Consider the following 24,375-nt stretch of genomic DNA (forward strand, 5'->3'; position numbering starts at 1 on the left):
GCTTGACGAACCAGCCGGAGACAAAGCCCTTGAGGTACTCGAAGGAGATCTCGGACATGAGGCTGCGGTCGAGCAGATACAGGATGAAGGGCAGCAGCAAAAACAGGAAAGCGCCGCTGGCGCGGTGCAGGATGGACAGATAGGCTGCCAACGGCAGACGGTAGTGCGCAATGTCCGCAAAGGTCATGACACCATATTTTTGCCGATTTTTCTTTACGGCTTCCGACATGAGAGAATCTCCCTGAGCTTAAAAATCCCGTAATTTTCGCCGATTTTTGTGCGGCACACCAACCACAATCTTTACCTGCGACAATTTTTCGTTCGGCAAGCGCCCGCTTCGAAAAATGTGTCAATCCACCTTCGCCTGCCTACGCCCTGCCCACCTCAGCTCAAATCGTTCTGATAGTGGTGACGGTCGGTCAGATACAGCCCGCGGCGCACTTCCACCGGCTTGTCGCCGTAAGTGTAGGAAACGCGTTCAACGCTCAGCAAAGGAGTATTTTGCTCGACATTGAGCAAGCTTGCAGTGGACTCGTCTGCGGCGACCGCACGGATACGTTCGCTGGCACGGATCATCCTCGTGCCGAACTCCGACTCGAACAAACCGTACATCGGCCCCTTGTACTCAACCAGGCGCTCAATGGTCAGACCCTTGAAGATCATGCCCGGCAGCCACAGCTCTTCCACGATGGTGGGCGCGCCTTCGAAGGACTGGACGCGCTTGATGAAGATTACGGAATCGCCGGACTTCATATCCAGTTGGCGCGCTACTTCCGCAGGCGCGCGCAGTCTCTTGACTTCAAGGATCTTGTTGTCGGCATTGTGCGGCTCGCCGGCATCCGGCATCAACCGCAGGAATCGGTATTGCGCACGCGCCTCGTGATGCGTGGCAACGAAGGTTCCCTTCCCCTGCCGGCGAACTACCAGGTTCTCGGAAGCGAGCTCGTCGATCGCCTTGCGTACCGTACCCTGGCTCACCTTGAAACGGTGGGCCAGTTCGACTTCGCTGGGGATAAGTTCGCCCGGCTTCCATTCGCCCGATTGCAGGCTCTGGAGTATCAGCGCCTTGATCTGCTGGTAGAGCGGACTGAAGGTGGGAGAAGTTCCGGAGGCAGATGTCCCTGCGCCTGTCGGAGGCGCTCCATTGACAGTCAAATTGGACGTAGCGGAACTCATACTGCGATTTCACCACAAAAGGTGCCTTGCAGTCTAGCAAAAAGTGCTATGACATGTGTCTTATATAAGATATAAGATGAGATTGACAGACTGTAACGACAAGCCTACACTCGCGAGCAATCTTTGCAGGTGTGTCCATCAGAAAACCGCCGGCTGCAGTCACCGCAGCATTCCTTGAGGCTGGACAAGGACATCGACGTCGTCTGACGTCGTTCGGCGGTCTTGGTATTATTACAGGCTTGCAGAAATTCGAATAAACTTCGCCCGTTTTCATTCCCACTTTGGAGATTCATCATGGCTAAAGCCCCTATGCGCGTTGCCGTCACCGGTGCCGCCGGTCAAATCGGCTACTCCCTGCTGTTCCGCATCGCCAACGGCGACATGCTCGGCAAGGACCAGCCGGTTATTCTGCAGCTGCTCGAAATCCCGGATGAAAAGGCCCAGAAGGCGCTCAAGGGCGTGATGATGGAGATCGACGATTGCGCATTCCCGCTGCTGGCCGGCATGACCGCACACAGCGATCCGATGACCGCATTCAAGGATGCCGACGTCGCCCTGCTGGTCGGCGCCCGTCCGCGCGGCCCCGGCATGGAGCGCAAGGACCTGCTCGAAGCCAATGCGCAGATCTTCACCGTGCAGGGCAAGGCGCTCGACGCCGTCGCTTCCCGCAACGTGAAGGTGCTGGTCGTCGGCAACCCGGCCAACACCAATGCCTACATCGCCATGAAATCGGCTCCCAGCCTGCCGGCCAAGAACTTCACAGCGATGCTGCGCCTCGACCACAACCGCGCGCTGTCCCAGCTGGCAGCCAAGGTCGGCAAGCCGATCACTTCCATCGAGAAGCTCTGCGTCTGGGGCAACCACTCCCCGACCATGTACGCCGACTTCACCAATGCCCTGATCGACGGCAAGCCCGCCAAGGATCTGGTCAACGACCAGGCATGGACCAAGGACGTCTACCTGCCGACAGTCGGCAAGCGCGGCGCAGCGATCATCGAAGCGCGCGGCCTGTCTTCCGCGGCGTCCGCTGCCAATGCGGCCATCGACCACGTGCGCGACTGGGTGCTCGGCACCAACGGCAAGTGGACCACGATGGGCATCCCGTCCGACGGCTCCTACGGCATCCCGGAAGGCACGATGTTCGGCTTCCCGGTCACCACTGAAAACGGCGAGTACAAGATCGTCCAGGGCCTGCAGATCGACGCGTTCTCGCAAGAGCGCATCAACCTGACTCTGAAGGAACTGCAGGAAGAGCGCGACGGCGTCAAGCATCTGGTCGGCTAAGCCGGACCTCATGCGCTGTTGAATGATGCATGCCGGGAATATCCCGGCATGTTCATTTTTGAACCGCATAACGCGGATTCGACGCATCCTCAGCCGATGCAATCGATGCAAGCATTACAACAAATACAGCCAACGCAACCAGTGCGTCATCGACGCATTGCCTATTGACGGATACACCCACTATGCATCCTTCCGAGGTCTTGTTCCAGGGTACGCACATGCCGGCCGGCATCCCGGTCTGCGATCACTATGCCGGCTCCGAAAAGCTCATGCGCAAGTCGCTTGCCCTGCAACAAGAGCTCGGCCCCATCTTCGACATCACCTTCGACTGCGAGGACGGCGCCAGCGCCGGCAACGAGGAGGCGCATGCGCGCCTGGCCGCCGAACTCATCGCCGGCGAAGAGAACCGTTTCGGGCGCATCGGTGCGCGGGTCCACGACTTCACCCATCCCTGCTTCGAGCAGGATGTCGAGATCATCTGCAGCATTGCCGCGCCGCGGCTCGCCTACATGGTGCTGCCCAAGGTTGAGGGCGCGGCCGATGTCAAGAAAGCCATCACCGTCATCAACCGGCATGCGAAGAAAGCCGGCCGTGCCGACCTGCCGCTCCACGTGCTGATCGAAACCCACGGCGCGCTGGCCGAAGTCCAGAAGATCGCGGCGCTGCCGCAGGTCCAGTGCCTGTCGTTCGGCATCATGGATTTCGTGTCCGCCCACTACGGCGCCATCCCCGGCACCGCCATGCGCTCGCCCGGCCAGTTCACCCATCCGCTGGTGGTACGGGCCAAGCTCGAGATGGCGGCTGCCTGCCATGCCCATGGCAAGGTGCCCTCCCATAACGTCACCACCGAGATCAAGGATACCGCCGTGGTTGCCAATGATGCCACGCGCGCGGCCGGCGAACTCGGCTTCACCCGCATGTGGAGCATCCATCCCGACCAGATCAAGCCCATCGTCAAGGCGCTGTCGCCGCGCGGTTCGGAAGTCAACGAGGCCGTCAATATCCTGACCGACGCCCAGGCCGCACAGTGGGGACCAATAAAATACAACGGCAAGCTTCATGACCGGGCCAGTTACCGCTACTATTGGACTGTCCTGCAGCGGGCAAAAGCGAGCGGCATGCTGCTGCCCGAATCCGCAGGTAGTCTGTTGTAGCACGCGCGACCGCTTGACCGACTTCCCCAACCCGGCGCGCACTTAAGGGAATATTTTTCATGAAAACCATATCCGCCATCGTCCTTCTCGTCACCGGGGTTGCCCTCGGCATGCCCGCCATCGCGGAAACCGCTGCGCCAGCCCAAACCACGAAAAAAGAGAAGGCCCCTGCCAAGAAGACTGCCGGCAAGAAAGCGGCAGCTGCTGCCGGTGCCGCGGGAGCAGCCGGCGCTGCAGCGGCGGACGACGACGCCAAAGAACCGGAAATCGCCGGTCTGACACCCACCGCGTACGATTGTGAACTCGGCAACAAACTCACCATCTACCAGATGGCAGATCAGGACCAGATCGCCCTCCGCTGGAACAAGAAGCTGCATCACATGACACGCGTGACCACCACCACCGGCGCGCACCGCTTCGAGAACACCAAGCAGGGCCTGGTCTGGATCGGCATCCCTGCCAAGGGCATGCTGCTCGACTCGAAGAAAGGCCTGCAGCTGGCCAACGAGTGCAAGAACCTCGAGCAGATGCAGGCGAAGACCGCGGAAAAAGGCTGATCTCGCTCGACGCGGGACTTTTCCCGCGGATATCCGCTGCCTTTCCGCCGCCGGGTTGACCGGAGCGCGGGCATGGCGCCCGGGGTTGGGTTAAAGTTGCAAGTATTGGTTCAGTTCTAATAATTTTAAGGAGAACCCATGTCTCACAACACTCTGAACACGCTCAAGGAATTCAGCATCTCCGGTTCCAGGAAAGGCAAGCTTTACTCGCTCCCCGCGCTGGGCGAGAGCCTGGGCGTCGACATCTCGCGTCTGCCGGTCTCGATCCGCATCGTGCTGGAATCGGTGCTGCGCAACTGCGACGGCAAGAAAGTCACGGAAGAGCACATCCGCCAGCTTGCCAACTGGAAGCCCACCGCCGCCCGCGTCGATGAGATTCCCTTCGTCGTCGCCCGAGTCATTCTGCAGGACTTTACCGGTGTTCCCCTGCTCGCCGACATCGCCGCCATGCGCGGCGTCGCCTCCAGAATGGGCAAGAAGCCCAAGAACATCGAACCGCTCGTTCCCGTCGACCTCGTCGTCGACCACTCGATCCAGGTCGATTACGCCCGGGTCAAGAACGCGCTCGACCTCAACATGAAACTGGAATTCCAGCGCAACAACGAGCGCTACCAGTTCATGAAATGGGGCATGCAGGCCTTCGACACCTTCGGCGTGGTGCCGCCCGGCTTCGGCATCGTCCACCAGGTCAATCTCGAATACCTGGCCCGCGGCGTGCACAAGAAGGCTGACATTTACTACCCCGACACGCTCGTCGGCACCGACTCCCACACCACCATGATCAACGGCATCGGCGTGGTTGGCTGGGGCGTGGGCGGCATCGAAGCCGAAGCCGGCATGCTGGGCCAGCCGGTGTACTTCCTGACGCCGGACGTCGTCGGCGTGAACCTGACCGGCCAGCTGCGCGAAGGCGTCACCGGCACCGACCTGGTGCTGACCATTACCGAACTGCTGCGCAAGGAAAAGGTCGTCGGCAAGTTCGTGGAATTCTTCGGCGACGGCGTGGCCTCCCTGTCGACTACCGACCGCGCCACCATCGGCAACATGGCACCGGAATACGGCGCCACCATGGGTTTCTTCCCCGTGGACGAAGCCACCATCGAATATTTTGAAGGCACCGGCCGCAGCAAGGCCGAGATCGATGCCTTCGAGGGATATTTCCGTGCGCAGGGCATGTTCGGCACGCCCCGTGAAGGCGATATCGACTATTCCAGCGTGGTCACGCTCGACCTCGGCACGGTGGCACCGTCGCTGGCCGGACCGAAGCGCCCCCAGGACCGGATCGAAATCGGCAACGTCAAGTCGAACTTCACCGAACTCTTCTCCAAGCCCGTGGCCGAGAACGGTTTCAACAAGAAGCCCGAAGACCTGGAAGCCAGCTACCAGACCAAGGACGGCGTCGCGCTGCGCAACGGCGACGTGCTGATTGCCGCGATCACCTCCTGCACCAACACCTCCAACCCGAACGTGATGCTGGCCGCCGGCCTGCTCGCGAAGAAGGCGGTGGAGGCAGGACTGACCGTCGCGCCGCACATCAAGACCTCGCTGTCGCCCGGATCGCGCATCGTCACCGACTATCTTGAAGCGGCCGGCCTGCTGCCCTACCTCGAGAAGCTCGGCTTCGTGGTCACCTCCTACGGCTGCTCCACCTGCATCGGCAACTCCGGCGACCTGACGGCCGAACTCAACGAAGCCATCGTCGACAATGATGTGGTTGCGGCCGCGGTCCTGTCCGGCAACCGCAACTTCGAGGCGCGCATCCATCCGAACATCCGCGCCAACTTCCTCGCCTCGCCCCCGCTGGTGGTCGCCTACGCGATCGCCGGCACGGTGCTCAAGGATCTCATGACCGAGCCGGTCGGCAAGGGCAAGGGCGGCCGCGACATCTACATCGGCGACATCTGGCCGAACTCGCAGGAAGTCAACCAGCTGGTTGCCAAGTTTGCGATGAACCCCGGCAAGTACAAGGGCAACTACGCCAACGTGCAGGCGGCGCCCGGCAAGCTGTGGCAGCAGATCAAGGGCATTGCCCAGGGCGACGTCTACAACTGGCCAAAGTCCACTTATATCGCGGAACCGCCGTTCTTCAGCGATTTCGACATGCAGCCCAAGGCTGCCGACTCGGCCATTTCCGGCGCCCGCGCGCTCGGCGTGTTCGGCGACTCCATCACCACCGACCACATCTCGCCCGCCGGCTCCATCAAGGAATCCAGCCCGGCAGGCAAGTGGCTGATCGAGAACGGCGTGCTCAAGGCCGACTTCAATTCCTACGGCTCGCGCCGCGGCAACCATGAGGTGATGATGCGCGGCACCTTTGCCAACGTGCGGATCAAGAACCTGATGATCCCGCCGAAGGAAGACGGCTCCCGCGTCGAAGGCGGCCTTACCATTCACCAGCCGAGCGGCGAACAGATGTCGATCTACGACGCGGCGATGAAGTACATCGGCGACGGCGTGCCGACCATGGTGTTCGCCGGCGAAGAGTACGGCACCGGCTCCTCCCGCGACTGGGCCGCGAAAGGCACCCTGCTGCTGGGCGTCAAGGCTGTGGTCGCGCGTTCCTTCGAGCGCATTCACCGCTCCAACCTGGTCGGCATGGGCGTGCTGCCATTGCAGTTCCTCGGCGACGACAGCCCGCAGTCGCTCAACATCACCGGCAACGAAACCTTCGACCTGCAGGGTCTCGAGGGCGAGCTCAAGCCGCAGCAGAAGGCCACCCTGGTGATCAACCGTGCCGACGGCAGCAAGCAGGAAGTCGAACTGCTGCTGCGCATCGACACTCCGATCGAAGTGGACTACTACAAGCACGGAGGCATTCTGCCCTTCGTGCTGCGTCAGCTGCTCGCAGCCTGACCTGAGCCAACGCGCATCCGGCGGGCCGACATTCCGGCCCGCCGGCAGCCCCCCTCTTACTCCGCGTCGCCCATCCCACCCTCTCGCTGTCTCCGGTTCTTGACAGTTGAAATGCAAGGCAGCTGTAAGCATGCACGGCTATGCTTGCGCCAAGACAAACTCAAAACCGATTCAGTGCCGCTAACCGGCTTCGTCCGGCGGCATTCCGATTTCAGCATTCAATCACCTGAAGGAGACGTTTCCATGTGGAAGATTTTTGTTGCATTCATCGCATTTGCCTTGCTCGCCCTGTTCGTCATCATGAAAGGCGGCGACAAGATCGACATGCAGGGTGAAGCCGCCGGCCACAATCCTACCGAAGCGCACGGCTCGGCATCGACGCCGGCAACACCGGCTGCGCCTGCCGCACCGGCAGCCCCCTCCGAGGCTGCGCCCGCCGCATCCAAGTAACCAATCCTGCTTTACGGCAAGCCGCATGATCGTTCATGCGGCTTTTCGTTTTTTAGGACCTATACTGCATTTTTGGCCGGTGCACTTCGAGGTTCAGGTATAGCCGGTATTTGCATCGCGCAATGATATTTCTCGCCTCGCGGCATCGCCGGCATTTGATCCCTTTCCTTCCATCCCGCCCATTTTGATGGCAAGCTGTTGAATCATCTACAATCATGTTCCCTTTTTGAATCAGGTTAACCATGCGTCGTATCTCCAAGAGTTCCCTCAACAGGCTATCGTCGGACAGTCAGCGTCTGGTTTCGCTTGCACAAGGAATGTCGCAGGCAGCCAGCAGGATGGAAGAGCGCATCTGGGAGCAGTCGCTCGACTTGCTGCTCCACAAGACGCTCAAGGGAGCGCACCAGGACAGTATCGAAGCCGCGCTGGAGCATCTGTACAAGGCAGACCTGCCGGCCTACGATGCGCTGATGGAAGCGGTGGAAGCCTGCAGCGAGTCTTGCCTCGTCGAGCATGAAGGCGTCACCTACCAGGCCTTGCTGATCGCCATTCCCATCCTTGCCTGGACCCGGTTCACGATTGCATCCGGCCCGATCAGCGAAGACATGCGCAACACCCTGTGCGCCCATGTGCATGGACACCTGCTTGCTCCGGACACCCGGCTGTCCATGGCGCCGACCCTGTTTTCCATCGACCAGCTGCCGCGCACCCATGCCGAGACCTACAGCCTCACGCAGCGCATGGCGCAGGCTGCCGTCAAGGGCACGTCGGTGCGCACGCAGGGCAATGCTCCGGAAACAGCCCCCTTCCTAGCCGATACCCGCTATCTGCTTGCCGCCGTCGCCGCCCCGGTGGGCGCGCCCCTGTTCGGCTGGCAAGCCAGCCTTCATCCGAACGAACGCGAACGCGCGCTCGAGCACTGGCGCAAGCAGGCCACACCGAACATCGTTTCGCTGCTGCCGGGCTGCGGCATCGAGCTGCTGATGCCGGAAGCCTATTACGTCGCCTGCCGCGAAGCCGACCGCCAGATCCGCCCTGCCTCGATCCGCGCGGCCGTGCATTACCTCACCTTCACGCTGGGCATCGAAGCCAGCGGGCTGCGCGCCATCATCGGCAGCTTCAGCGAAGAGCCGGGCGAGGAAGGCGTCGACGAATACCGGATTGCCTTCACGCTGCGCCAGAACCCGGAAGTCATCTACGGCATCGTCTGGCCGCTGTACGGCGCCGAGGACGAAGACATCGCCGCCGTCACCAGCTTCGAATCGCTGACCACGCCGGAGCTGCTCGACACCGACGTCCGCACGCCGCTGGAACAGATCATCGCGCTGCTGCGCGCCTGCGGCATCACGCATATCAAGCGGCACAACGAACAGTTCCCGATGGAGTTCTGCGACGACTGCGGCGCACCGCTGTATCCGGATGCGGAGGCGGAACTGGTGCATGCGGAGATGCCCGAGGATGCGCCGGCGGGGGCCGGGCATTTTCATTGAAGATGGGATGATGATGGCGCATTGATGCAGCTTTGAGTTCAAATAGGCTGCAGATCAAGCGCCTTGATAGCACATATGAATGCTCCCACATGAGCTTCGAGTGAGTCGCATCTACCGGAAAGCAGAGGCCGAGTCAGGCACAGAAGTTTGCGCTAGCTTGAACACTCCCTCCCCTTCAAGGGGAGGGTTGGGGTGGGGATGGGTTTCAGCTGCGTCATTTGACCCCATCCCCCTCCCAGCCTCCCCCTTGAAAGGGGAGGAGCTACAAAGGATATGCAGATGTAGTCGTATTGTCGACCCTACCTCCAATCCGATGAAGAGCAACCAACGAGTCGCGAGGCAAGGTCAGACTTCAATAACCACAAGCCTCCCACCTACCACTTCGAATACGGATGCCGCAACAAATTCGAGTTGAAATACCGGGCATCCTGAGTCACCTCCTCCCCCACCCACTCCGGTTTCTCAAACCCCTGCCCCTCTGACTCGAGCTCAATTTCCGCCACCACCAGCCCCGCATTCTCCCCCATGAATTCATCGACTTCCCAGGTCATGCCTTCATGCACAATGCGATAGCGATGCTTCTCGATAATAGGCCGCTCGCAAAGCTGATCAAGAAAAACCCGCGCATCCTCCATCGGCAGCGGATACTCCCATTCTCCTCGCGAAGCCCCGACCGACCGCCCCTTGATCGTCATCATCGCCCGGTCACCTTCAATCCGCACCCGCACGATGCGCTCAGGCTGCGACGACAAATATCCCTGCCGCAGCAGCACGCCATTGCCCAGCGATTTCCATTCCTCGCCGCGCACCAGGAATTTGCGTTCGATTTCCACGCCCATGACTAAGCCCTCTCCAGCGCATCCAGCATGGGCTGCAGCACCGCTGCGCCAAGGCGCGCACTGCGCGCACCGTTCCACCCCGCTCCCGGATCAGGCAGATCGGCGTTGTCCTTGAACGGCATCTCCAGCGTCAGCGAAATGCACTTGAAGGTATGGCCGATATACTTCGATGCCAGCTGCAGCATCTCTTCCCTGTACTTGCTGGCCTCATAGCCATGCACCGTCTGGAAGTCGCGGCTGGAGCGCGCAAAGCTTTCGATGAACGCCTGCTGCTCCGCCTGCTGTGTCTCTGTGAAGCCTTCCAGCATTTCGCAGCCCGCCACGAACACATAGGGTAGCGTCTCGTCCCCATGCACATCGAGGAACAGGTCGCAGCCGACCTCATGCATCATGTTGCGGACCGCGAAGACTTCCGGGCTCCGCTCCAGCGAAGGCTGCATCCATTCCCGGTTCAGGTTGGCGCCGGCCGCATTGGTGCGCAGATTACCGCGCACCGAGCCATCCGGATTCATGTTGGGCACCACGTAAAACACCGCCTTCTGCAGCAGATGCCGTGCATGCGGATTGTGCCTGTCCAGCAGCGCTTCCAGCATGCCTTCGACGAACCATTCCGCCATGGTCTCGCCGGGATGCTGGCGCGCGATTACCCAGATCTTCTTCTCCGCATCGGGATTGCCGATCACCGCAACATTCATGTCGCGCCCGTCGACCGTGCTGCCGATGTCCAGCACCCGCGTCTCGGGCGACGCCGCGACCCGTCCCAGCAGCCGCAAGTGCCGCTCCCAGGAGTAAGGCTCGAAATAGGCATAATAGATGCTGTCGCGCTCAGGCGTATGTGCAATCGTCAGCACCTTGCCGTCATAGCTGGTCGGCACGCGAAACCAGTGTTCAAGGTCATAGCTGGCGACCGCCTGGTAATTGTTCCAGCCGCCGGGAAAGGCGGCCTGCGATGCGTTCAGCAGCCGCATCGTGCAGGCCTGCCCGCGCGCGCCCTGCAGGCGGAAATAAAACCACTGCAACACCTCCGCATGCGAATCCTTGCGCAGGTTGAGTTCAATGGCGTCGGGTTGCTCGGCGCGAATCACTTCAATCGCTCCGGCATCGAATTGATGGCTGATCTTGATCGGCATGCTGTTCTAGTCTGAAGAAGTCTGAAGAGGTCTGATACGGTGAAGGCCGGCGTAGCCAGCGCCATCGCCGGCTGACTTGCCCACTGCCGGACTGCGCAAGGAACGGTGCTCCGAGGAAGCAGACCCGGATGCTATCCTACGGTTCCGATTCTATTCCACAAACACGATCATGTTCTTCCGCAAGCTTCTTGCCGCCACCCTGCTCCTGGCTGCGGCATCCGCCTCGGTGGCCGAGACCTGGCCAAGCAAGCCCATCCGCTTCGTCGTCGCCGCGCCCGGCGGCTCCTCGCTGGATGTCATTGCCCGCACCATCGGCGACAAGCTCAAGGACCGCATCGGCCAGCCGATCGTGATTGAAAACATTCCCGGCGGCGCCGGCACCATCGCCACCGGCAACGTCGCCCGCGCCGCGCCCGACGGCCATACCTGGCTGATGTCCTACAACGGACCGCTTGCCTACACCCAGTTCCTGACCCGCCTGCCCTACGATCCGCAGAAAGACCTTGTGCCCGTGATCCAGACCAGCTCGCAGCCCAATGTGCTGGCCGTCAGCAGCGATGTGCCGGTGAAGACGGTGGGCGAGCTGATCAGCTATGCAAAGCAGCGCCCGGGCAAGCTCAACTACGCCTCGGTCGGCAACGGCTCCTCGTCGCACCTGACGATGGAACTGTTCAAGACCATGACCAACAGCTTCATCGTCCATATCCCCTACAACGGCGCGCCGCCGGCTGCCCTCTCGCTGATGACCGGTGAAACCCAGATACTGTTTTCGGTGCCGTCAGTGATCATGCCGCAAATCAAGAGCGGCAAGATCAAGGCCCTCGCCGTTACCAGTCCGAGCCGCTTCTCCCTGCTGCCCGACCTGCCCACCGTGGCCGAAGCCGGCCTGCCCGGTTTTGAATCCATCACCTGGAACGGCGTGCTCGTTCCTAGGGGCACGCCGGCAGACATCGTGCAGCGGCTCAATGCTGACATCGACTCCATCCTGAAGCAGGCGGACGTGAAGGCGCGCTTCAACAATGCCGGGCTGGAAACTGCAGGCGGATCGGCGGATGCCTTCCGGTCGCTGCTCGCTGCGGAGGCGAAAAAATGGGAGCCGATCATCCGCCGCACCGGGGCGAAAATCGATTGATGACATGAAACAAGGATTTCCTTCACGGATGCGTGGCGGAAATCGCAATGCCTCTGCTATAATGCGGGCTTCGTCGGGGCGTAGCGCAGCCTGGTAGCGCACTTGCATGGGGTGCAAGGGGTCGGATGTTCGAATCATCTCGCCCCGACCAAGAAAATCAAAGGGGTTACAGATTCAAATCTGTAACCCCTTTTTGTCTTCATGAACTTTATAATTTAGTCTATGTTTAATGATGCTCTGTTTATCGGCGCAGTAGGTATCGTTTAAAAGCCCTATTCCCGAGCCACCCGCCAAGGGCAATTCCTATTCCGGTACTAAGCAAAAAAAACTTAACGTTCCGAGACATATCTCCTTCACTCGCATAGAGCGGCCCAAAGGCCCATCCGGCGGTCCAGAAAAAGCAGTACGCACCGGCAGCCCCAAGGATCATACCTCCCAGTACCAGGAGAACGCGCGCCATCATGCCACCGCCCAAAACCAGACTGATTTCGCCTTCTTATAATCCGACCACACGCCCGGAATATTAATTCCCGCCTGAATTCGAATCCACGATGTCCAATCGGTAAGCCGAGACCCGTTCCATAAGTCGATATGATCACCCTGCTCGCTTGGTCCCCAGTAATTCTGGAAAAAGACGATTCCTGTTTTGGCAGCCATGTTTTCAAACGCCTCTTTACCGGAAAATTTCTTCGCACCTCCTTGAAGAATACCCGGTCTCGCTAGCCAGTCTGCCATTTCCTGCGCCCGGATTGCATATTTCGTTCTGTCCTTCTGCCATGAGAGCGTTCCAGTGAATGTCTTCATGTTGAATCCTGAACGCGATAGCGCTGCATGCAAGTTGATTGCACATTGGTTGGGGTAGGCGGCGGGGTTGAGGAGTGGCTCTTCACCTCGAATTTTCGGATGATTGCGCCATAGATTGGCAAATGCCGGCATCGAATATCCTTTCGTTAAAGTTGCTTGAATAACAATTTAATGCAAGGAATCCGACGTAGTCAAAGACGAGGCTGCGGGGTAGCCGGCTCTCCTAAATTAATTCAGCTCCTGCCGAACACATCACACCAGTCCCAAAAATTTCAAAAACCCGTTCCATACCTTTTCCCAACCCATCTGGGGTCTGGTCTTGCCCTTACTGATGTGATCAACATCCGTACCGAGCGCCTCCTTCAAGGCATTTCGCATTTCGCCATTGATTCGCCCTCCTCCTGCGGCATTTGCCGCCTCTTGCACTTGTTTCGCAAGTGCTATCGCCTCGTCCTTCGAAATCAGTTTGTTGTCGAGGCCCTGTTTGATTCGATAGACGGCGGCATTGCCGTCGCCTTTCGCAAGAACGGATTCAAATTCCTGATCCCATTCAGCACGTTTTCCAAGGCTGCTGGACGTTTCATCCGTAATGCCTAGGTCTGGAGTGCCCATGGGATCAGTAACGGACGAGGTATGTGAGTTAGTGAACTGTGTACCGAAATCGCCAAAGTTCTGAAAGAGGGAATCTGTATTCGGTATAAAACTGTTGTTGGTTACGTTCGTCACCATAGCATCTCCCGATAGGGTAAGTAGCTTGCAATGCCGGACCTTGCTGCGGACTGCAGCGACCCCTGATTCGGTCGGCATGCGAAGCTTGGAACAACGCGCTTTTATCTATCGATGAGTGGTGTCAGTCTGCGTATGGTTCCTTTGAGATTTGGAGGTAATGTTTATTGACCCAAGGAATTGATGTAAGGCGTTGGGATCATTGATGTTTGTGGTTTTGCTGGCGCCCTCACCCCTGCCCTCTCCCGCCTGCGGGAGAGGGAGTTCGGGTGGCGGGGGGTGAAGACCGCAGGGTTCTTCGGTTGGCATTGCAGGGTTTCTTTTTTCCAATCTTCTCGAACCTGCAATTTGTCTTGATTTAAACCGACAACCGGCTTGACAAAACCGCATTACAATTTCTTCATGTGCGCCAATTACATTCCCTCCACCCACGACCAGTTGCGCCAGCATTTCCAGGTTGCGCCGCCCGATTCCGACTATGTCGCCGAGTCCTATCCCGGCTATATGTCGCCGATGGTCCGGCTGCCGCGGGCCGATGCGGCGGTGGGCGACCGCGCCTGTGCGCTGGGGATGTTCGGCATGGTGCCGCATTGGGCGGAGCCGAAGCTGGCGCGGCAGACCTACAATGCACGCACCGAAACCGTGGCCTCCAAGCCAAGTTTCCGCCATGCCTTCAAGCACGGCCAATTCTGCATCATCCCGGCGGCTTCGGTGTTCGAGCCGTCTTATGAAACCGGGAAGGCCGAGCGCTGGGAAATCATGAATGCGGACGGCAGCCCGCTGGGCATTGCCGGAATCTGGGAGCACAAACAGGCGGGGCCGGACGGGCTGGCGCTGCTATCGTTTTCCATGCTGACCATCAATGCCGACGGCCATCCGCTGATGCAGCGGTTTCACAAGCCCGATGATGAAAAGCGCATGCTGGTGATCCTGCGGCCGGACCAGTATGACGACTGGCTGCACTGCCCTGTCGATGAGGCACAAACCTTCTTCGAGCGCTATCCGGCCGAGATGCTGGTCGCGCATCCCGCCGGTCCGAAGTCGGGCAAAGCTGCGCCTCAGCAATCGCTGTTTTGAATGCCGGCTCATGCCGGCTGCAGCACACCCTTTTCCAAGAACGTTTCCTCGAACTCCACCGCAGGCAGCGGCGCGCTGACGAGATAGCCTTGTATGCGGTCGCAGCATGCCTGGCGCAGATACTCTTCCTGCTCCAGCAGCTCCACCCCTTCGGCAACCACGTGCAGCTTCATAGCCTTGGCCAGCGTGATGATGGCCATGACGATGGCCTTGCTGTTGTCTTCCTTCGACAGGTCCTTGACGAAGGAGCGGTCGATCTTGAGCACGTCGATCGGGAAGCGCTTCAGGTAGGCGAGACTTGAATAGCCGGTGCCGAAGTCGTCGATGGAGAGATGCACGCCGAGCTTCTTGAGTTCGGCCAGGCGCTTCTCGGCAAGGTCGACATCGCTCATCAGCATGCTCTCGGTCAGCTCGAGTTCGAGATAGCCGGGGTCGATGCGGGTTTCGATGAGAATGGATTGAATGGTTTCCACCAGGTCGTCTTCCGCGAACTGGCGCGACGACAGGTTGACCGAGATGCGCATCGGCGACAGGCCGGCGCTCATCCATTTGCGCTGCTGTTCGCAGGCGGCACGGATGACCCAAGCGCCGATGGGCACGATCAGGCCGGTTTCTTCCGCCAGCGGGATGAAGGCTGCCGGCGGCACCAGGCCCTTGTCCGGATGCTGCCAGCGCAGCAGCGCTTCCGCACCCACCGTCTCGCCGGTGGCGACATCCACCTGCGGCTGGTAATGCAGGCGGAATTCGCCGCGCTGCAGGGCATTGCGCAGATCGCTTTCCATTTCAAGGCGGGCGATGGCGGCATCGTTCATCGATGCGGTGTAGAAGCAGAAATTGTTGCGGCCGTTCTGCTTGGCGCGGTACATGGCGACGTCGGCATGTTCGACCAAGCTGTCGACCGTGGCGCCGTCTTCAGGGAAGACGGAAATGCCGATGCTTGCGGTGAGCATCAGTTCATGGCCGTTCACATGGATGGGTTTGGCCAGCTTGTCCATCAGCCTTTCGATGATGCTTTCAGTCAGCTTGCCGCCCCGCGTCTCGGACAGAACCATCACGAATTCATCGCCGCCGAGACGGGCGACGGTATCGGTTTCGCGGCAGACTTCCACCATGCGCGCCGCCAGCGTGGTGAGCACGATGTCTCCGACCTTGTGGCCGAGACTGTCGTTGATCAGCTTGAAGCGGTCGAAGTCGAGGAACAGCACCCATACCGCGCCCTGCTGCCGCGCTGCCAGCGCCAGCGCATGGGCCAGGCGCTCATGCATCATCATGCGGTTTGGCAGGCCGGTGAGCGGATCATGCTGGGCCAGATGCTTGATCTGGTCTTCCGCCATTTTTCTCTTGGTAATGTCCGACAGGAAGGCAACCACCATGTCGGCGCTGTCGAGATAGGCCCGGCTGAGCGTGATTTCCAGCGGCAGCCGCGTGCCGTCGGCGCGCACGCCTTCGGTCTCGAAGCTGGCTTTTGCGCCCGGGCCTTCCAGCGTCTGCACCGCATGCAGCAGGCGATGGGTGACATCCACATGCGCGGGCTGCAGGCTGCCGGCATGCATGCCGATCATCGCTGCGGGGTCGCGGTCGAAGACGTCCTTCATGGCCGGATTGGTGTAGCGGATGATGCCCTCGCCGTCCATCACCACGACCACGTCGTTACAGGTATCCCAGATGGTCTGGAAGAAGACCTTGCGGCTATGCAGGGTGTTGCGCAGGCTGTTGATGTGTCCGCCCACCCAGGCCAACAGCGGCAGCACGCAGGCCATTACGATCAGGCGGCCGATGTCCATCGCCATGTCGTTGGCCTGTGCGCCGCGCAGCCAGAGCACGCCCAGCATGCAGGCATAGATGCAGAGGAAGACGACGGCGGCGTTCATCAGCACCCGGGTCGGATAGCGGAATACGCCGAAGAGCATGATCACGCACAGATAGGCGCCCATGGTGGCGCGCGCCGTGGAGGAATCGAACATGATCAGGAACACGACGGCGGCCGACAGCAGCATCATCGGACCGGTCAGGCTGGGGTCGCGGAATTTCAGGTTCCAGCCGCGCTTGAAGGCGATGAAGAAGCCGATCAGGCCGACGCCCATGGCAGTTGCGCCGGCAAGAATGGTGCGGCCGTCCATCAGGCCGTGCAGGTAGAGCGTGCCCAGCATCAGGAAGGTCACGACGGCGGACAGGGCCGCCATCGAAAAACGGCGCATGCGCAGCTGCTGCCTGTCTTTGGCGAGGCTGCGGTCGCGGTTCGCGTTGAATTTGCCGGTATGAGGGGCCATGAATGATCGGCTAAATCGGTGGATTCAGGTTAGTGAGGCATTGGGTGCCCTGTTGATTCCGTCAGGCGGCAACGCCATTGAGGCAATCATGAACAGCCGAAAGTACGCGCGGCTTCCGGTCGCAAGCGCGCAGCACTGTGAAGAGGCCTGCTCTGGCTCTTCCATGCATGGTGGATTGCATATTGTTTTGTCTCCCCTTCTAACCAGAATTTCTGTGGAACAGCTGCATTTTTGAATTCGAGATCGCAGCTGCCACGCTTCGGCATTTTTTATGAAGATATCCTAAGTGACATGTTTTCCACAAGGAAAGATTGTAGCTGACTGCTTCCTGTCGGCCGTTTGCGAAAACGCAATCAACGTATGTTCAATGCACTGCACAACAGGATTATGCGAAGTCGATCATGGGTGCCGCAACGCAGCACTTGTGCCTTGCCCGCCATCGCGAAGCGTCAAGCTTCGCGATGAGGATGAGGGATGAAGGACGGAGAACCGGCCAACAGCTCAGTGCGGCCGGTCCGGCTGCGAGGGTTCGGATATGTTTTCCAGCGTACGGTCCACTTCGGCGGAATGCTTGGTCGCGAGATCGCCGAGCGAAACGATGCCGATCAGCTGATGGCTGTCATGGTCGAGTACCGGCACCCGCCTGATCTGCGAGTCGGACATCTGGTCCATCACTTCGTCGACAGGCTGGTTTTCAAAGCACCAGCGCACCTGTTGCGACATGACATCGCTCACATGCGCCTGGTCGGGCGCCATGCCGGCGGCGGTGGCTCGAACGGTAATGTCGCGGTCGGTGACCATGCCGATCAGCTTGCTGCCGTCGCAGACAGGCAGCGATCCCACGTTGAGTTCATCCATGATCTGGGCGGCGCGCATGACGGTTTCCTGCGGGGATACGCTGCGTACGTCGCGCGTCATGATGTCGGAGATGGTTTGCATGACTGACTCCTTTGAAAAAATTGGAAAGCCGCGCCGGATTTGCATTCCAGGGTCGCGTGGGCCGCATGGGAATCAGGCCGGCACTGCGCCTTCAATGTCCGGAACGGCACTGCTGCAAGCGCCATGCCCGAGGACGTCCATGCTGTCCATTGGCGGAGGGCACCGATGGAACTATCACGGTGCGAGACAACCGAAGCGAATAAAACCGTCGGAATCGCATCATGTCAGACCAAACCATCATTGAAGCGCTGCAACGCGAAGCGTTTCCCCTGACCGAACTCGATCACTTGAGCCGCGTGGTCGAAGAGGTCGGCGAAGCTTCCATCGTACTGCTTGGCGAAGCCACGCATGGCAGCCGCGAGTTCTACCGTATCCGCGCAGAAATCACGAAGCGCCTGATTACCGAAAAAGGCTTTGACGCGATTGCCGTCGAAGCCGACTGGCCCGATGCCCTGCGCGTCAGCCGCTATGTCCGTGCCTCGCAGACTGCTCCGGCCGCTGCCGTCACCCTCGGAGACACGCCCGCGTCGGAACCTCGGCAAGCCTTGCAGGGCTTCGAACGCTTTCCCCAGTGGATGTGGCGCAATACCGAAATTGTCGAACTGGTGGCTTGGCTGAAGCAGCATAACCAGGAACGCCAGGAAGGTTCTCACCAGGGAGCACAGGATGCACGGCAGCAGGACGGCATCGGCTTTTACGGGCTCGACCTGTACAGCCTGCGCAATTCGATGGAAGCAGTCGTGCGCTACCTGTCCACCGTCGACCCGGAAGCGGCACGCGAGGCGCGCGCCCGCTATGCCTGCTTCGACCATCTTGCCGAAGACCCCCAGCGCTATGGCTATGCGGCCACCTTCGGCATGCGCAAGGATTGCGAGGACGAGGTCATTCGCCAGCTGGTGGCCATGACGACGGAAGCCGGACGCTACGCCGACCTGGACGGCGACAACGCGGCGGATGAATTGTTCTATGCGCAGCAGAACGCGCGCGTGGCGCAGAATGCCGAAGCGTATTACCGCACCATGTTCCTCGGCCGCAATGCGTCATGGAATCTGCGCGACGAACACATGGCCGATACGCTCGACGCCCTGCGTGCGCATATTGCCAAGCGCAAGGGCAGCGCGGCCAAGGTGGTAGTGTGGGCGCACAACTCGCATATCGGCGATGCCCGCGCGACCGAGATGGGCGATCACGGCCAGCTCAATCTCGGGCAGCTGGTGCGCGAGCGGCACGGCTTGGCCGAAACCTTTCTGCTCGGCTTCACCACGCACGACGGCACGGTGACCGCCGCGTCGGAGTGGGATGCACCCGCCGAGAAAAAATCGGTGCGGGCCTCGCTCGCACACAGCTATGAAAGACTGCTGCACGATACCGGCCTGAAGCAATTCTTTCTCAGGATGCGCGACCGGCGATATCTGTCGGAGCTGCTGCAGGAAAGGCGGCTGGAGCGGGCCATCGGCGTGATCTACCTGCCGGAGAACGAGCGCATGAGCCATTATTTCCATGCCTCGCTGTCGCAGCAGTTCGATGCCGTCATCCATGTCGATACCACGCACGCACTGCGTCCTTTGGAATCGGTGGTCCAGCCTCAGCACGACGAAGCGCCCGAGACTTATCCGACCGGGATCTGATGCCGATGCCGGCACCGGTGGGGAGCGCAAAAAAAGGGTTACGCGAACGTAACCCTGAACTGCTGGGGAAGTTAAAACAACCGCTCCATCTACTGCTTACTGCTTACTGCTTACTGCTTACTGCATGCTGCAAACCTGGGTCCCGGCATGAAGGGCCTGCACGTTGATTCTTCCAAATGCTCAGCGCAGCAACCGCCCTTCCCTGCCGATTACCGTAATCTCCACGAAGCGCGAACCGATGCGGCTGGTCGGTGAAAAACGTACCGAAAAACCGCCGGTGTCGTAGTTATCCAGCGTCTCCAGCGAGCGGATCACTTTCTCCCGCGTCGGATTCGCCCCTGCGCGCCTCAAGCCCTCGACCAGCACCTTGGCGCCGATGAATTCCTCGAAGCTGGTGTAAGACAGCTCGGCTCCCGCCGGCGCGTGCTTCTTCATCGCCTGCTGGTATTCCTTCGCGATCGCCGTCGATGCGGTGAACGGGTACGGCATCACCTGCGCCACGCCGATGCCCCGTGCCTGTTCCGGGCCGATCAGCCGCGCGATCTCGCGCGGATTGACCACCGAGATGTTCACCAGCTGCGCCACCGTCGATGCCGAACGCATCTGCTTGCTGAAGGCGGCGGTGCTCTTGTTCACCGAAATCATCACCACCGCCTGCGGGTTCGCCTTGGACAGCGCCTTCACCGCTTCGGTAACGTTGTCGGTATTCTTTTCGTAGGCGCCGGTGCCGGCCAGCTCCAGCCCGCGCTTCTTCAATGCCGCTTCCACGCCCGCCAGCCCGGCCCGTCCGAACGGGTCATCCTGATACATGACGCCGATGCGCTTCATGTTCAGCATCGCCAGCTGGTTGACGATGCCTTCCGCCTCATCCGCATAGCCGGCGCGGATGTGGAAGATGTAGGGGTTGAACGGCGTGCGCAGCACCTCGCCGCCGGTGTAAGGCGCCACCAGCGCAATGTTCGCCTGCTCCAGCACTTTCTGGCTGAGCAGTTCGGCGACATTGCCGGTGCCGGCGAAGCCGATCAGCGCCATCGCGCCATCCCTGTCGATGACTTCGCGCGTCAGCCTGACCGTTTCCTCGACCTTGTAGCCATCATCCTTGACCACGTGGCGGATCTTCCTGCCATGGATGCCGCCCTGCTCGTTGACCTGCTCGAAATACACCTTGGCGCCGAGCACCATTTCCCGGCCGGTGTCGGCCAGCACTCCGCTCAAGGGAGCTACCTGGCCGATGACGATGTCATTCGCGCTTGCCGCGCTCATTGCAAAAGATGCTGCAAATACCGTTGCGAACCATCCTGCTGCCAACCGACACCAGCCCGGTAGTTCCATGATGCTATCCCTCCATTGTCTTCATCACCGGTGCTGACATGGGCGCAGCCGCGGGCTTGCGCCGCTTCGAAAACTCGAGCAGCTCGCCGACGATGCCGCGGCGGAAGGCCAGCACGCAGACAATGAAGATGAAGCCGGTCACGATGGTCACCGATTCGCCGATCGAACGGAACCACTCGATGCCGCTGACCGCAGCCAGGAAGTTGCCGAAGTCGCCCAGCTTGTTTTCCAGTGCGATGATCAGGATCGCGCCGACGATCGGGCCGCTCAGCGTGCCGAGGCCGCCTACCAGCGTCATCAGCACCACCAGGCCGGACATCGACCAGTGCACGTCGGTAAGCGTCTCGAAACCGAGCACCACGGTCTTGGTCGCCCCGGCCAGGCCTGCCAGCGCGCCGGACAGCACGAAGGCGAGCAGCTTGTACTTGTCGACGTCGTAACCGAGCGAGATCGCGCGCGGCTCGTTTTCCTTGATGGCCTTGAGCACCTGGCCGAAAGGCGAATGCACGGTGCGGGTGATCAGCGCGAAACCTGCGATGAAGATCGCCAGCACGACGAAGTACATCGTCATGTCGCTCGACAGATCGATCATGCCGAGCAGGCTTCCCCGGGGCACGCCCTGCAGGCCGTCCTCGCCGCCGGTGAACGGCGCCTGCAGGCAGACGAAGTACAGCATCTGTGCCAGCGCCAATGTGATCATCGTGAAGTAAATGCCCTGGCGGCGAATCGCCAAACCTCCCATCACCACGCCGATCAGCGCGGCGACTGCAACGCCGGCCGCCAGGCCGATTTCAAACGGCAGGCCCATCACCTTGATCGCATGCCCCGCGACGTAACCGGCCATACCGAAGAAGGCCGCGTGGCCGAAGGACAGCAGTCCCGTGAAGCCGATCAGCAGGTTGAAGGCGCAGGCAAACAATGCGAAGCACAGCACCTTCATCAGGAACACCGGGTAGACGACGAAGGGGGCTACCAGGGCCGCTGCCAGCGCAATCGCGTATCCGACTTTCTTGTTCATAATCACTACCTTTGTTGAAACCTGTCACTCCGAACGAAGAGTTACTGCTGCCCTTACCTGCTCACGAAAACTTTCGCAGGCAGCCCAGTTGCGCCCCGCGCCGCGTTCGGAATGACGGCGCGGCGCAACCGGAGGCATTCATCCGCAAGCGGCTTATTTCTCCTTGCCGAACAGGCCGGCGGGACGAATCATCAGCACGATGGCCATGATGATGAACACCACGGTGGCCGACAGCTCCGGATAGAACACCCGCGTCAGCCCTTCAATGATGCCAAGGCCCAGGCCGGTGATGATGGAACCCATGATCGAGCCCATGCCGCCGATCACCACCACCGCAAACACCACGATGATCAGGTTGGAGCCCATCAGCGGCGAGATCTGGATGACCGGCGCCGCAAGCACGCCGGCGAATGCCGCCAGCGCCACGCCGAAGCCGTAGGTCAGGGTCACCATCAGCGGCACGTTGATGCCGAAGGCTTCCACCAGCTTGGGGTTCTCGGTGCCGGCGCGCAGGTAGGCGCCGAGCTTGGTTTTTTCAATGACGAACCAGGTCGCCAGGCAGACCACGATCGAGGCCACCACCACCCATGCGCGGTAGTTGGGCAGGATCATGAAGCCGAGGTTGGTTGCGCCCATCAGTGCGTCAGGCACCGAATACGGCTGGCCTGAGACGCCATAGAAGGAGCGGAACAGGCCTTCGAGCATGAGCGTGATGCCGAAGGTCAGCAGCAGGCCGTAGAGGTGGTCCAGCTTGTACAGCCAGCGCAGCATCGTCTTTTCGATCACGATGCCGAACAGGCCGACCAGGACAGGTGCGGCGATCAGCATCACCCAGTAGTTGACGCCCAGGTAGTTCAGGCCCATCCAGGCGAGGAAAGCGCCCATCATGTACAGCGCGCCGTGTGCGAAGTTGATCACATTGAGCAGGCCGAAGATGACGGCCAGACCGAGCGACAGCATCGCATAGAACGAGCCGTTGACGAGGCCGAGCAGAAGCTGGCTCAACATTGCCTGCAGGGGGATGCCGAAGATTTCCATAGTCGATAAAAATTGAGGCCGATGCGAAGCGACTTGATCTTTTTCCTCTTGGTGCAGGGGATGGCGGGCATGGCGACAGAAGATCCATACAATCGGCTCAGGAAGGCTCGGCCCCCTGTCCGGCATGCCAGCCCTCCCCTGCGAGAGGAAACCGTCATTCACGACTGCATCGAGCGTGAAACACGACCCGGCGATGCAAGATCCGCATGCACCGGGCTACGCAACTTCAGGAACTTACTTCCACAGCGAGCACTTGGTCTCGGCCTTGGTGGCGTAGGCCTGGTCGCCGGGGATGGTCTGCACGACCTTGTAGTAATCCCACGGATACTTCGATTCGGCCTTCGATTTCACCTGCATCAGGTACATGTCATGCACCATGCGGCCGTCGGGGCGGATCACGCCATTCTTGGCAAACACGTCGTTGATCTTGGTGTTCTTCAGGTGCGCCATGACCTTGTCGGCATCGTCGCCGCCGACTGCCTTGACCGCTGCCAGGTACTGCGCGGTGACCGAGTAGTCGGCTGCGTGCAGCATGGTCGGCATGCGCTTGATCTTGTCGAAGAACTTCTTCGACCAGGCGCGTGTTTCCGGATTCTGGTCCCAGTACCAGCCGTCGGTCAGGTACATGCCTTGTGTCAGGTCCAGGCCGAGCGAGTGGACGTCGGTGATGAACATCAGCAGGCCGGCCAGCTTGGCGGACTTGGTGATGCCGAACTCGTTGGCGGCCTTGATCGCATTGATGGTGTCGCCGCCGGCATTGGCCAGGCCGACGATCTGTGCCTTGGACGACTGCGCCTGCAGCAGGAAGGACGAGAAGTCGGACGCCGACAGCGGATGCTTGACCGCGCCCAGCACCTTGCCGCCGGAAGCCTTGACCACGTCGGCGGTATCCTTCTCCAGCGAAGCGCCGAACGCATAGTCGGCGGTCAGGAAGTACCAGTCCTTGCCGCCCTGCTTGACCAGCGCGGAACCGGTGCCGCGTGCCAGCGCGATGGTGTCGTAGGCATAGTGAACGGTGTACGGCGAGCAGTCTTCATTGGTCAGGCGGGCCGTGCCTGCGCCGACCGAGAAGAACACCTTTTTCTTTTCGGCTGCGATCTTGGCCATCGCCAGGTTGGCGCCGGAGTTGGTGCCGCCGATCAACATGTCCACGCCCTGCTGGTCGAACCATTCGCGCGCCTTGGAAGCGGCGATGTCGGCCTTGTTCTGGTGATCGGCCACGACGAATTCGATCTTCTTGCCGTTGATGCTGCCGCCTGCGTCGGCGATCGCCATCTTCACGGCTTCGGCGCCTGCCGGACCGTCGACGTCGGCATACACGCCGGACATGTCGGTCAGCAGACCGATCTTGATCACATCGCCGGATACCTGCGCGGACGCTGTGGCAGCGAAGCCTGCGGAAAATGCGGTTGCGACGGCGAGCGAGATCACTTTGGCCTTGAGTTTCATAACTTCTCCTCTGTTGTGGGTCGTGTCGG

22 protein-coding genes and 1 tRNA gene are annotated in these 24,375 nt (G+C 60.4%); 11 read left to right on the forward strand and 12 right to left on the reverse strand.

The features are described from left to right. A partial coding sequence (sdhC, locus tag IGW03_RS15545; protein ID WP_194723486.1) for a succinate dehydrogenase, cytochrome b556 subunit occupies nucleotides 1-229 on the reverse strand: 229 nt, incomplete at its 3' end. A 155-nt stretch (nucleotides 230-384) separates the two neighbouring features. Continuing rightward, the gene (locus IGW03_RS15550; RefSeq protein WP_194723487.1) at nucleotides 385-1,176 is read right to left on the reverse strand and encodes a GntR family transcriptional regulator; all 792 of its coding nucleotides are present in this window, start codon (nucleotides 1,174-1,176) and stop codon (nucleotides 385-387) included. A 294-nt stretch (nucleotides 1,177-1,470) separates the two neighbouring features. On the opposite strand from IGW03_RS15550, the gene IGW03_RS15555 reads away from it, so the two are divergent. The 6 genes from IGW03_RS15555 to IGW03_RS15580 all read left to right on the forward strand — a co-directional run bounded on the left by IGW03_RS15555 (nucleotide 1,471) and on the right by IGW03_RS15580 (nucleotide 8,964). After that, on the forward strand, nucleotides 1,471-2,460 hold the full coding sequence (locus tag IGW03_RS15555) for a malate dehydrogenase (RefSeq protein ID WP_194723488.1): 990 nt from the start codon (nucleotides 1,471-1,473) through the stop codon (nucleotides 2,458-2,460). 182 nt (nucleotides 2,461-2,642) lie between these two features. Next, complete coding sequence (locus tag IGW03_RS15560; protein ID WP_194723489.1) at nucleotides 2,643-3,614, forward strand: HpcH/HpaI aldolase/citrate lyase family protein; 972 nt, start codon at nucleotides 2,643-2,645, stop codon at nucleotides 3,612-3,614. Between the two features lie 59 nt (nucleotides 3,615-3,673). Next, nucleotides 3,674-4,171 (forward strand): hypothetical protein, encoded by a 498-nt coding sequence (locus tag IGW03_RS15565; RefSeq protein ID WP_194723490.1) that lies wholly within the window; start codon nucleotides 3,674-3,676, stop codon nucleotides 4,169-4,171. Nucleotides 4,172-4,309: 138 nt separating this feature from the next. Next, the gene (acnA, locus tag IGW03_RS15570; protein WP_194723491.1) at nucleotides 4,310-7,024 is read left to right on the forward strand and encodes an aconitate hydratase AcnA; all 2,715 of its coding nucleotides are present in this window, start codon (nucleotides 4,310-4,312) and stop codon (nucleotides 7,022-7,024) included. 243 nt (nucleotides 7,025-7,267) lie between these two features. Then, nucleotides 7,268-7,474 (forward strand): hypothetical protein, encoded by a 207-nt coding sequence (locus IGW03_RS15575; RefSeq protein WP_194723492.1) that lies wholly within the window; start codon nucleotides 7,268-7,270, stop codon nucleotides 7,472-7,474. Nucleotides 7,475-7,716: 242 nt separating this feature from the next. Continuing rightward, nucleotides 7,717-8,964: a DUF2863 family protein gene (locus IGW03_RS15580; protein WP_194723493.1), complete on the forward strand. Its 1,248-nt coding sequence runs from the start codon at nucleotides 7,717-7,719 to the stop codon at nucleotides 8,962-8,964. Between the two features lie 374 nt (nucleotides 8,965-9,338). Here IGW03_RS15580 and IGW03_RS15585 read toward each other — a convergent pair whose 3' ends face one another. Next, nucleotides 9,339-9,803, reverse strand: a complete 465-nt coding sequence (locus tag IGW03_RS15585; protein WP_194723494.1) for a CYTH domain-containing protein — start codon at nucleotides 9,801-9,803, stop codon at nucleotides 9,339-9,341. 2 nt (nucleotides 9,804-9,805) lie between these two features. After that, nucleotides 9,806-10,933 (reverse strand): M14 family metallopeptidase, encoded by a 1,128-nt coding sequence (locus tag IGW03_RS15590; RefSeq protein ID WP_194723495.1) that lies wholly within the window; start codon nucleotides 10,931-10,933, stop codon nucleotides 9,806-9,808. Nucleotides 10,934-11,102: 169 nt separating this feature from the next. On the opposite strand from IGW03_RS15590, the gene IGW03_RS15595 reads away from it, so the two are divergent. After that, a complete protein-coding gene (locus IGW03_RS15595) occupies nucleotides 11,103-12,065 on the forward strand; it encodes a Bug family tripartite tricarboxylate transporter substrate binding protein (protein ID WP_194723496.1) in 963 nt (320 codons plus the stop codon). 74 nt (nucleotides 12,066-12,139) lie between these two features. Continuing rightward, a tRNA-Pro gene (locus tag IGW03_RS15600) sits at nucleotides 12,140-12,216 on the forward strand. A 308-nt stretch (nucleotides 12,217-12,524) separates the two neighbouring features. On the opposite strand, the gene IGW03_RS15605 is transcribed toward IGW03_RS15600, so the two are convergent. Together IGW03_RS15605 and IGW03_RS15610 are read right to left on the reverse strand one after the other, a co-directional pair. Further along, nucleotides 12,525-13,001: a type VI secretion system amidase effector protein Tae4 gene (locus IGW03_RS15605; protein ID WP_194723497.1), complete on the reverse strand. Its 477-nt coding sequence runs from the start codon at nucleotides 12,999-13,001 to the stop codon at nucleotides 12,525-12,527. A gap of 120 nt (nucleotides 13,002-13,121) precedes the next feature. Continuing rightward, nucleotides 13,122-13,598 (reverse strand): hypothetical protein, encoded by a 477-nt coding sequence (locus IGW03_RS15610; RefSeq protein WP_194723498.1) that lies wholly within the window; start codon nucleotides 13,596-13,598, stop codon nucleotides 13,122-13,124. Between the two features lie 372 nt (nucleotides 13,599-13,970). Between IGW03_RS15610 and IGW03_RS15615 the strand changes: the two genes are divergently transcribed. Continuing rightward, a complete protein-coding gene (locus IGW03_RS15615) occupies nucleotides 13,971-14,672 on the forward strand; it encodes an SOS response-associated peptidase (RefSeq protein WP_228535586.1) in 702 nt (233 codons plus the stop codon). An 8-nt stretch (nucleotides 14,673-14,680) separates the two neighbouring features. Here IGW03_RS15615 and IGW03_RS15620 read toward each other — a convergent pair whose 3' ends face one another. Next, nucleotides 14,681-16,942, reverse strand: a complete 2,262-nt coding sequence (locus IGW03_RS15620) for a putative bifunctional diguanylate cyclase/phosphodiesterase (protein ID WP_194723499.1) — start codon at nucleotides 16,940-16,942, stop codon at nucleotides 14,681-14,683. Here IGW03_RS15620 and IGW03_RS15625 point away from each other — a divergent pair. Next, on the forward strand, nucleotides 16,941-17,177 hold the full coding sequence (locus IGW03_RS15625; RefSeq protein WP_194723500.1) for a hypothetical protein: 237 nt from the start codon (nucleotides 16,941-16,943) through the stop codon (nucleotides 17,175-17,177). The genes IGW03_RS15620 and IGW03_RS15625 overlap by 2 nt on opposite strands. Before the next feature lie 266 nt (nucleotides 17,178-17,443). Here the strand turns inward: IGW03_RS15625 and IGW03_RS15630 are convergent, their stop codons facing one another. Then, on the reverse strand, nucleotides 17,444-17,881 hold the full coding sequence (locus tag IGW03_RS15630) for a CBS domain-containing protein (protein WP_194723501.1): 438 nt from the start codon (nucleotides 17,879-17,881) through the stop codon (nucleotides 17,444-17,446). Nucleotides 17,882-18,102: 221 nt separating this feature from the next. Here IGW03_RS15630 and IGW03_RS15635 point away from each other — a divergent pair, with 221 nt between their 5' ends. Then, on the forward strand, nucleotides 18,103-19,509 hold the full coding sequence (locus tag IGW03_RS15635) for an erythromycin esterase family protein (protein ID WP_194723502.1): 1,407 nt from the start codon (nucleotides 18,103-18,105) through the stop codon (nucleotides 19,507-19,509). 180 nt (nucleotides 19,510-19,689) lie between these two features. On the opposite strand, the gene IGW03_RS15640 is transcribed toward IGW03_RS15635, so the two are convergent. The 4 genes from IGW03_RS15640 to IGW03_RS15655 all read right to left on the reverse strand — a co-directional run bounded on the left by IGW03_RS15640 (nucleotide 19,690) and on the right by IGW03_RS15655 (nucleotide 24,346). Further along, nucleotides 19,690-20,772 carry an ABC transporter substrate-binding protein gene (locus IGW03_RS15640; protein WP_228535588.1) on the reverse strand — a complete coding sequence of 361 codons (1,083 nt, stop codon included), beginning with the start codon at nucleotides 20,770-20,772 and terminating at the stop codon, nucleotides 19,690-19,692. Between the two features lie 73 nt (nucleotides 20,773-20,845). Continuing rightward, a complete protein-coding gene (locus IGW03_RS15645) occupies nucleotides 20,846-21,859 on the reverse strand; it encodes a branched-chain amino acid ABC transporter permease (protein WP_194723504.1) in 1,014 nt (337 codons plus the stop codon). A 153-nt stretch (nucleotides 21,860-22,012) separates the two neighbouring features. Next, nucleotides 22,013-22,897: a branched-chain amino acid ABC transporter permease gene (locus IGW03_RS15650; protein WP_194723505.1), complete on the reverse strand. Its 885-nt coding sequence runs from the start codon at nucleotides 22,895-22,897 to the stop codon at nucleotides 22,013-22,015. A 234-nt stretch (nucleotides 22,898-23,131) separates the two neighbouring features. Next, the gene (locus IGW03_RS15655) at nucleotides 23,132-24,346 is read right to left on the reverse strand and encodes an ABC transporter substrate-binding protein (protein WP_194723506.1); all 1,215 of its coding nucleotides are present in this window, start codon (nucleotides 24,344-24,346) and stop codon (nucleotides 23,132-23,134) included. Nucleotides 24,347-24,375: the final 29 nt, after the last annotated feature.

The organism is Noviherbaspirillum malthae (assembly GCF_015352985.1).
In the GTDB taxonomy this organism is placed as follows: Bacteria; Pseudomonadota; Gammaproteobacteria; order Burkholderiales; family Burkholderiaceae_D; genus Noviherbaspirillum; species Noviherbaspirillum malthae.

What these genes read in the sequence shown, in the direction of transcription:
- IGW03_RS15550 (WP_194723487.1), bottom strand. Translation starts at nt 1,176, where the DNA reads ATGAGTTCCGCTACGTCCAATTTGACTGTCAATGGAGCGCCTCCGACA.
- IGW03_RS15555 (WP_194723488.1), top strand. Translation starts at nt 1,471, where the DNA reads ATGGCTAAAGCCCCTATGCGCGTTGCCGTCACCGGTGCCGCCGGTCAA.
- IGW03_RS15560 (WP_194723489.1), top strand. Translation starts at nt 2,643, where the DNA reads ATGCATCCTTCCGAGGTCTTGTTCCAGGGTACGCACATGCCGGCCGGC.
- IGW03_RS15565 (WP_194723490.1), top strand. Translation starts at nt 3,674, where the DNA reads ATGAAAACCATATCCGCCATCGTCCTTCTCGTCACCGGGGTTGCCCTC.
- acnA (WP_194723491.1), top strand. Translation starts at nt 4,310, where the DNA reads ATGTCTCACAACACTCTGAACACGCTCAAGGAATTCAGCATCTCCGGT.
- IGW03_RS15575 (WP_194723492.1), top strand. Translation starts at nt 7,268, where the DNA reads ATGTGGAAGATTTTTGTTGCATTCATCGCATTTGCCTTGCTCGCCCTG.
- IGW03_RS15580 (WP_194723493.1), top strand. Translation starts at nt 7,717, where the DNA reads ATGCGTCGTATCTCCAAGAGTTCCCTCAACAGGCTATCGTCGGACAGT.
- IGW03_RS15585 (WP_194723494.1), bottom strand. Translation starts at nt 9,803, where the DNA reads ATGGGCGTGGAAATCGAACGCAAATTCCTGGTGCGCGGCGAGGAATGG.
- IGW03_RS15590 (WP_194723495.1), bottom strand. Translation starts at nt 10,933, where the DNA reads ATGCCGATCAAGATCAGCCATCAATTCGATGCCGGAGCGATTGAAGTG.
- IGW03_RS15595 (WP_194723496.1), top strand. Translation starts at nt 11,103, where the DNA reads ATGTTCTTCCGCAAGCTTCTTGCCGCCACCCTGCTCCTGGCTGCGGCA.
- IGW03_RS15605 (WP_194723497.1), bottom strand. Translation starts at nt 13,001, where the DNA reads ATGCCGGCATTTGCCAATCTATGGCGCAATCATCCGAAAATTCGAGGT.
- IGW03_RS15610 (WP_194723498.1), bottom strand. Translation starts at nt 13,598, where the DNA reads ATGGTGACGAACGTAACCAACAACAGTTTTATACCGAATACAGATTCC.
- IGW03_RS15625 (WP_194723500.1), top strand. Translation starts at nt 16,941, where the DNA reads ATGAATGATCGGCTAAATCGGTGGATTCAGGTTAGTGAGGCATTGGGT.
- IGW03_RS15620 (WP_194723499.1), bottom strand. Translation starts at nt 16,942, where the DNA reads ATGGCCCCTCATACCGGCAAATTCAACGCGAACCGCGACCGCAGCCTC.
- IGW03_RS15630 (WP_194723501.1), bottom strand. Translation starts at nt 17,881, where the DNA reads ATGCAAACCATCTCCGACATCATGACGCGCGACGTACGCAGCGTATCC.
- IGW03_RS15635 (WP_194723502.1), top strand. Translation starts at nt 18,103, where the DNA reads ATGTCAGACCAAACCATCATTGAAGCGCTGCAACGCGAAGCGTTTCCC.
- IGW03_RS15640 (WP_228535588.1), bottom strand. Translation starts at nt 20,772, where the DNA reads ATGAGCGCGGCAAGCGCGAATGACATCGTCATCGGCCAGGTAGCTCCC.
- IGW03_RS15645 (WP_194723504.1), bottom strand. Translation starts at nt 21,859, where the DNA reads ATGAACAAGAAAGTCGGATACGCGATTGCGCTGGCAGCGGCCCTGGTA.
- IGW03_RS15650 (WP_194723505.1), bottom strand. Translation starts at nt 22,897, where the DNA reads ATGGAAATCTTCGGCATCCCCCTGCAGGCAATGTTGAGCCAGCTTCTG.
- IGW03_RS15655 (WP_194723506.1), bottom strand. Translation starts at nt 24,346, where the DNA reads ATGAAACTCAAGGCCAAAGTGATCTCGCTCGCCGTCGCAACCGCATTT.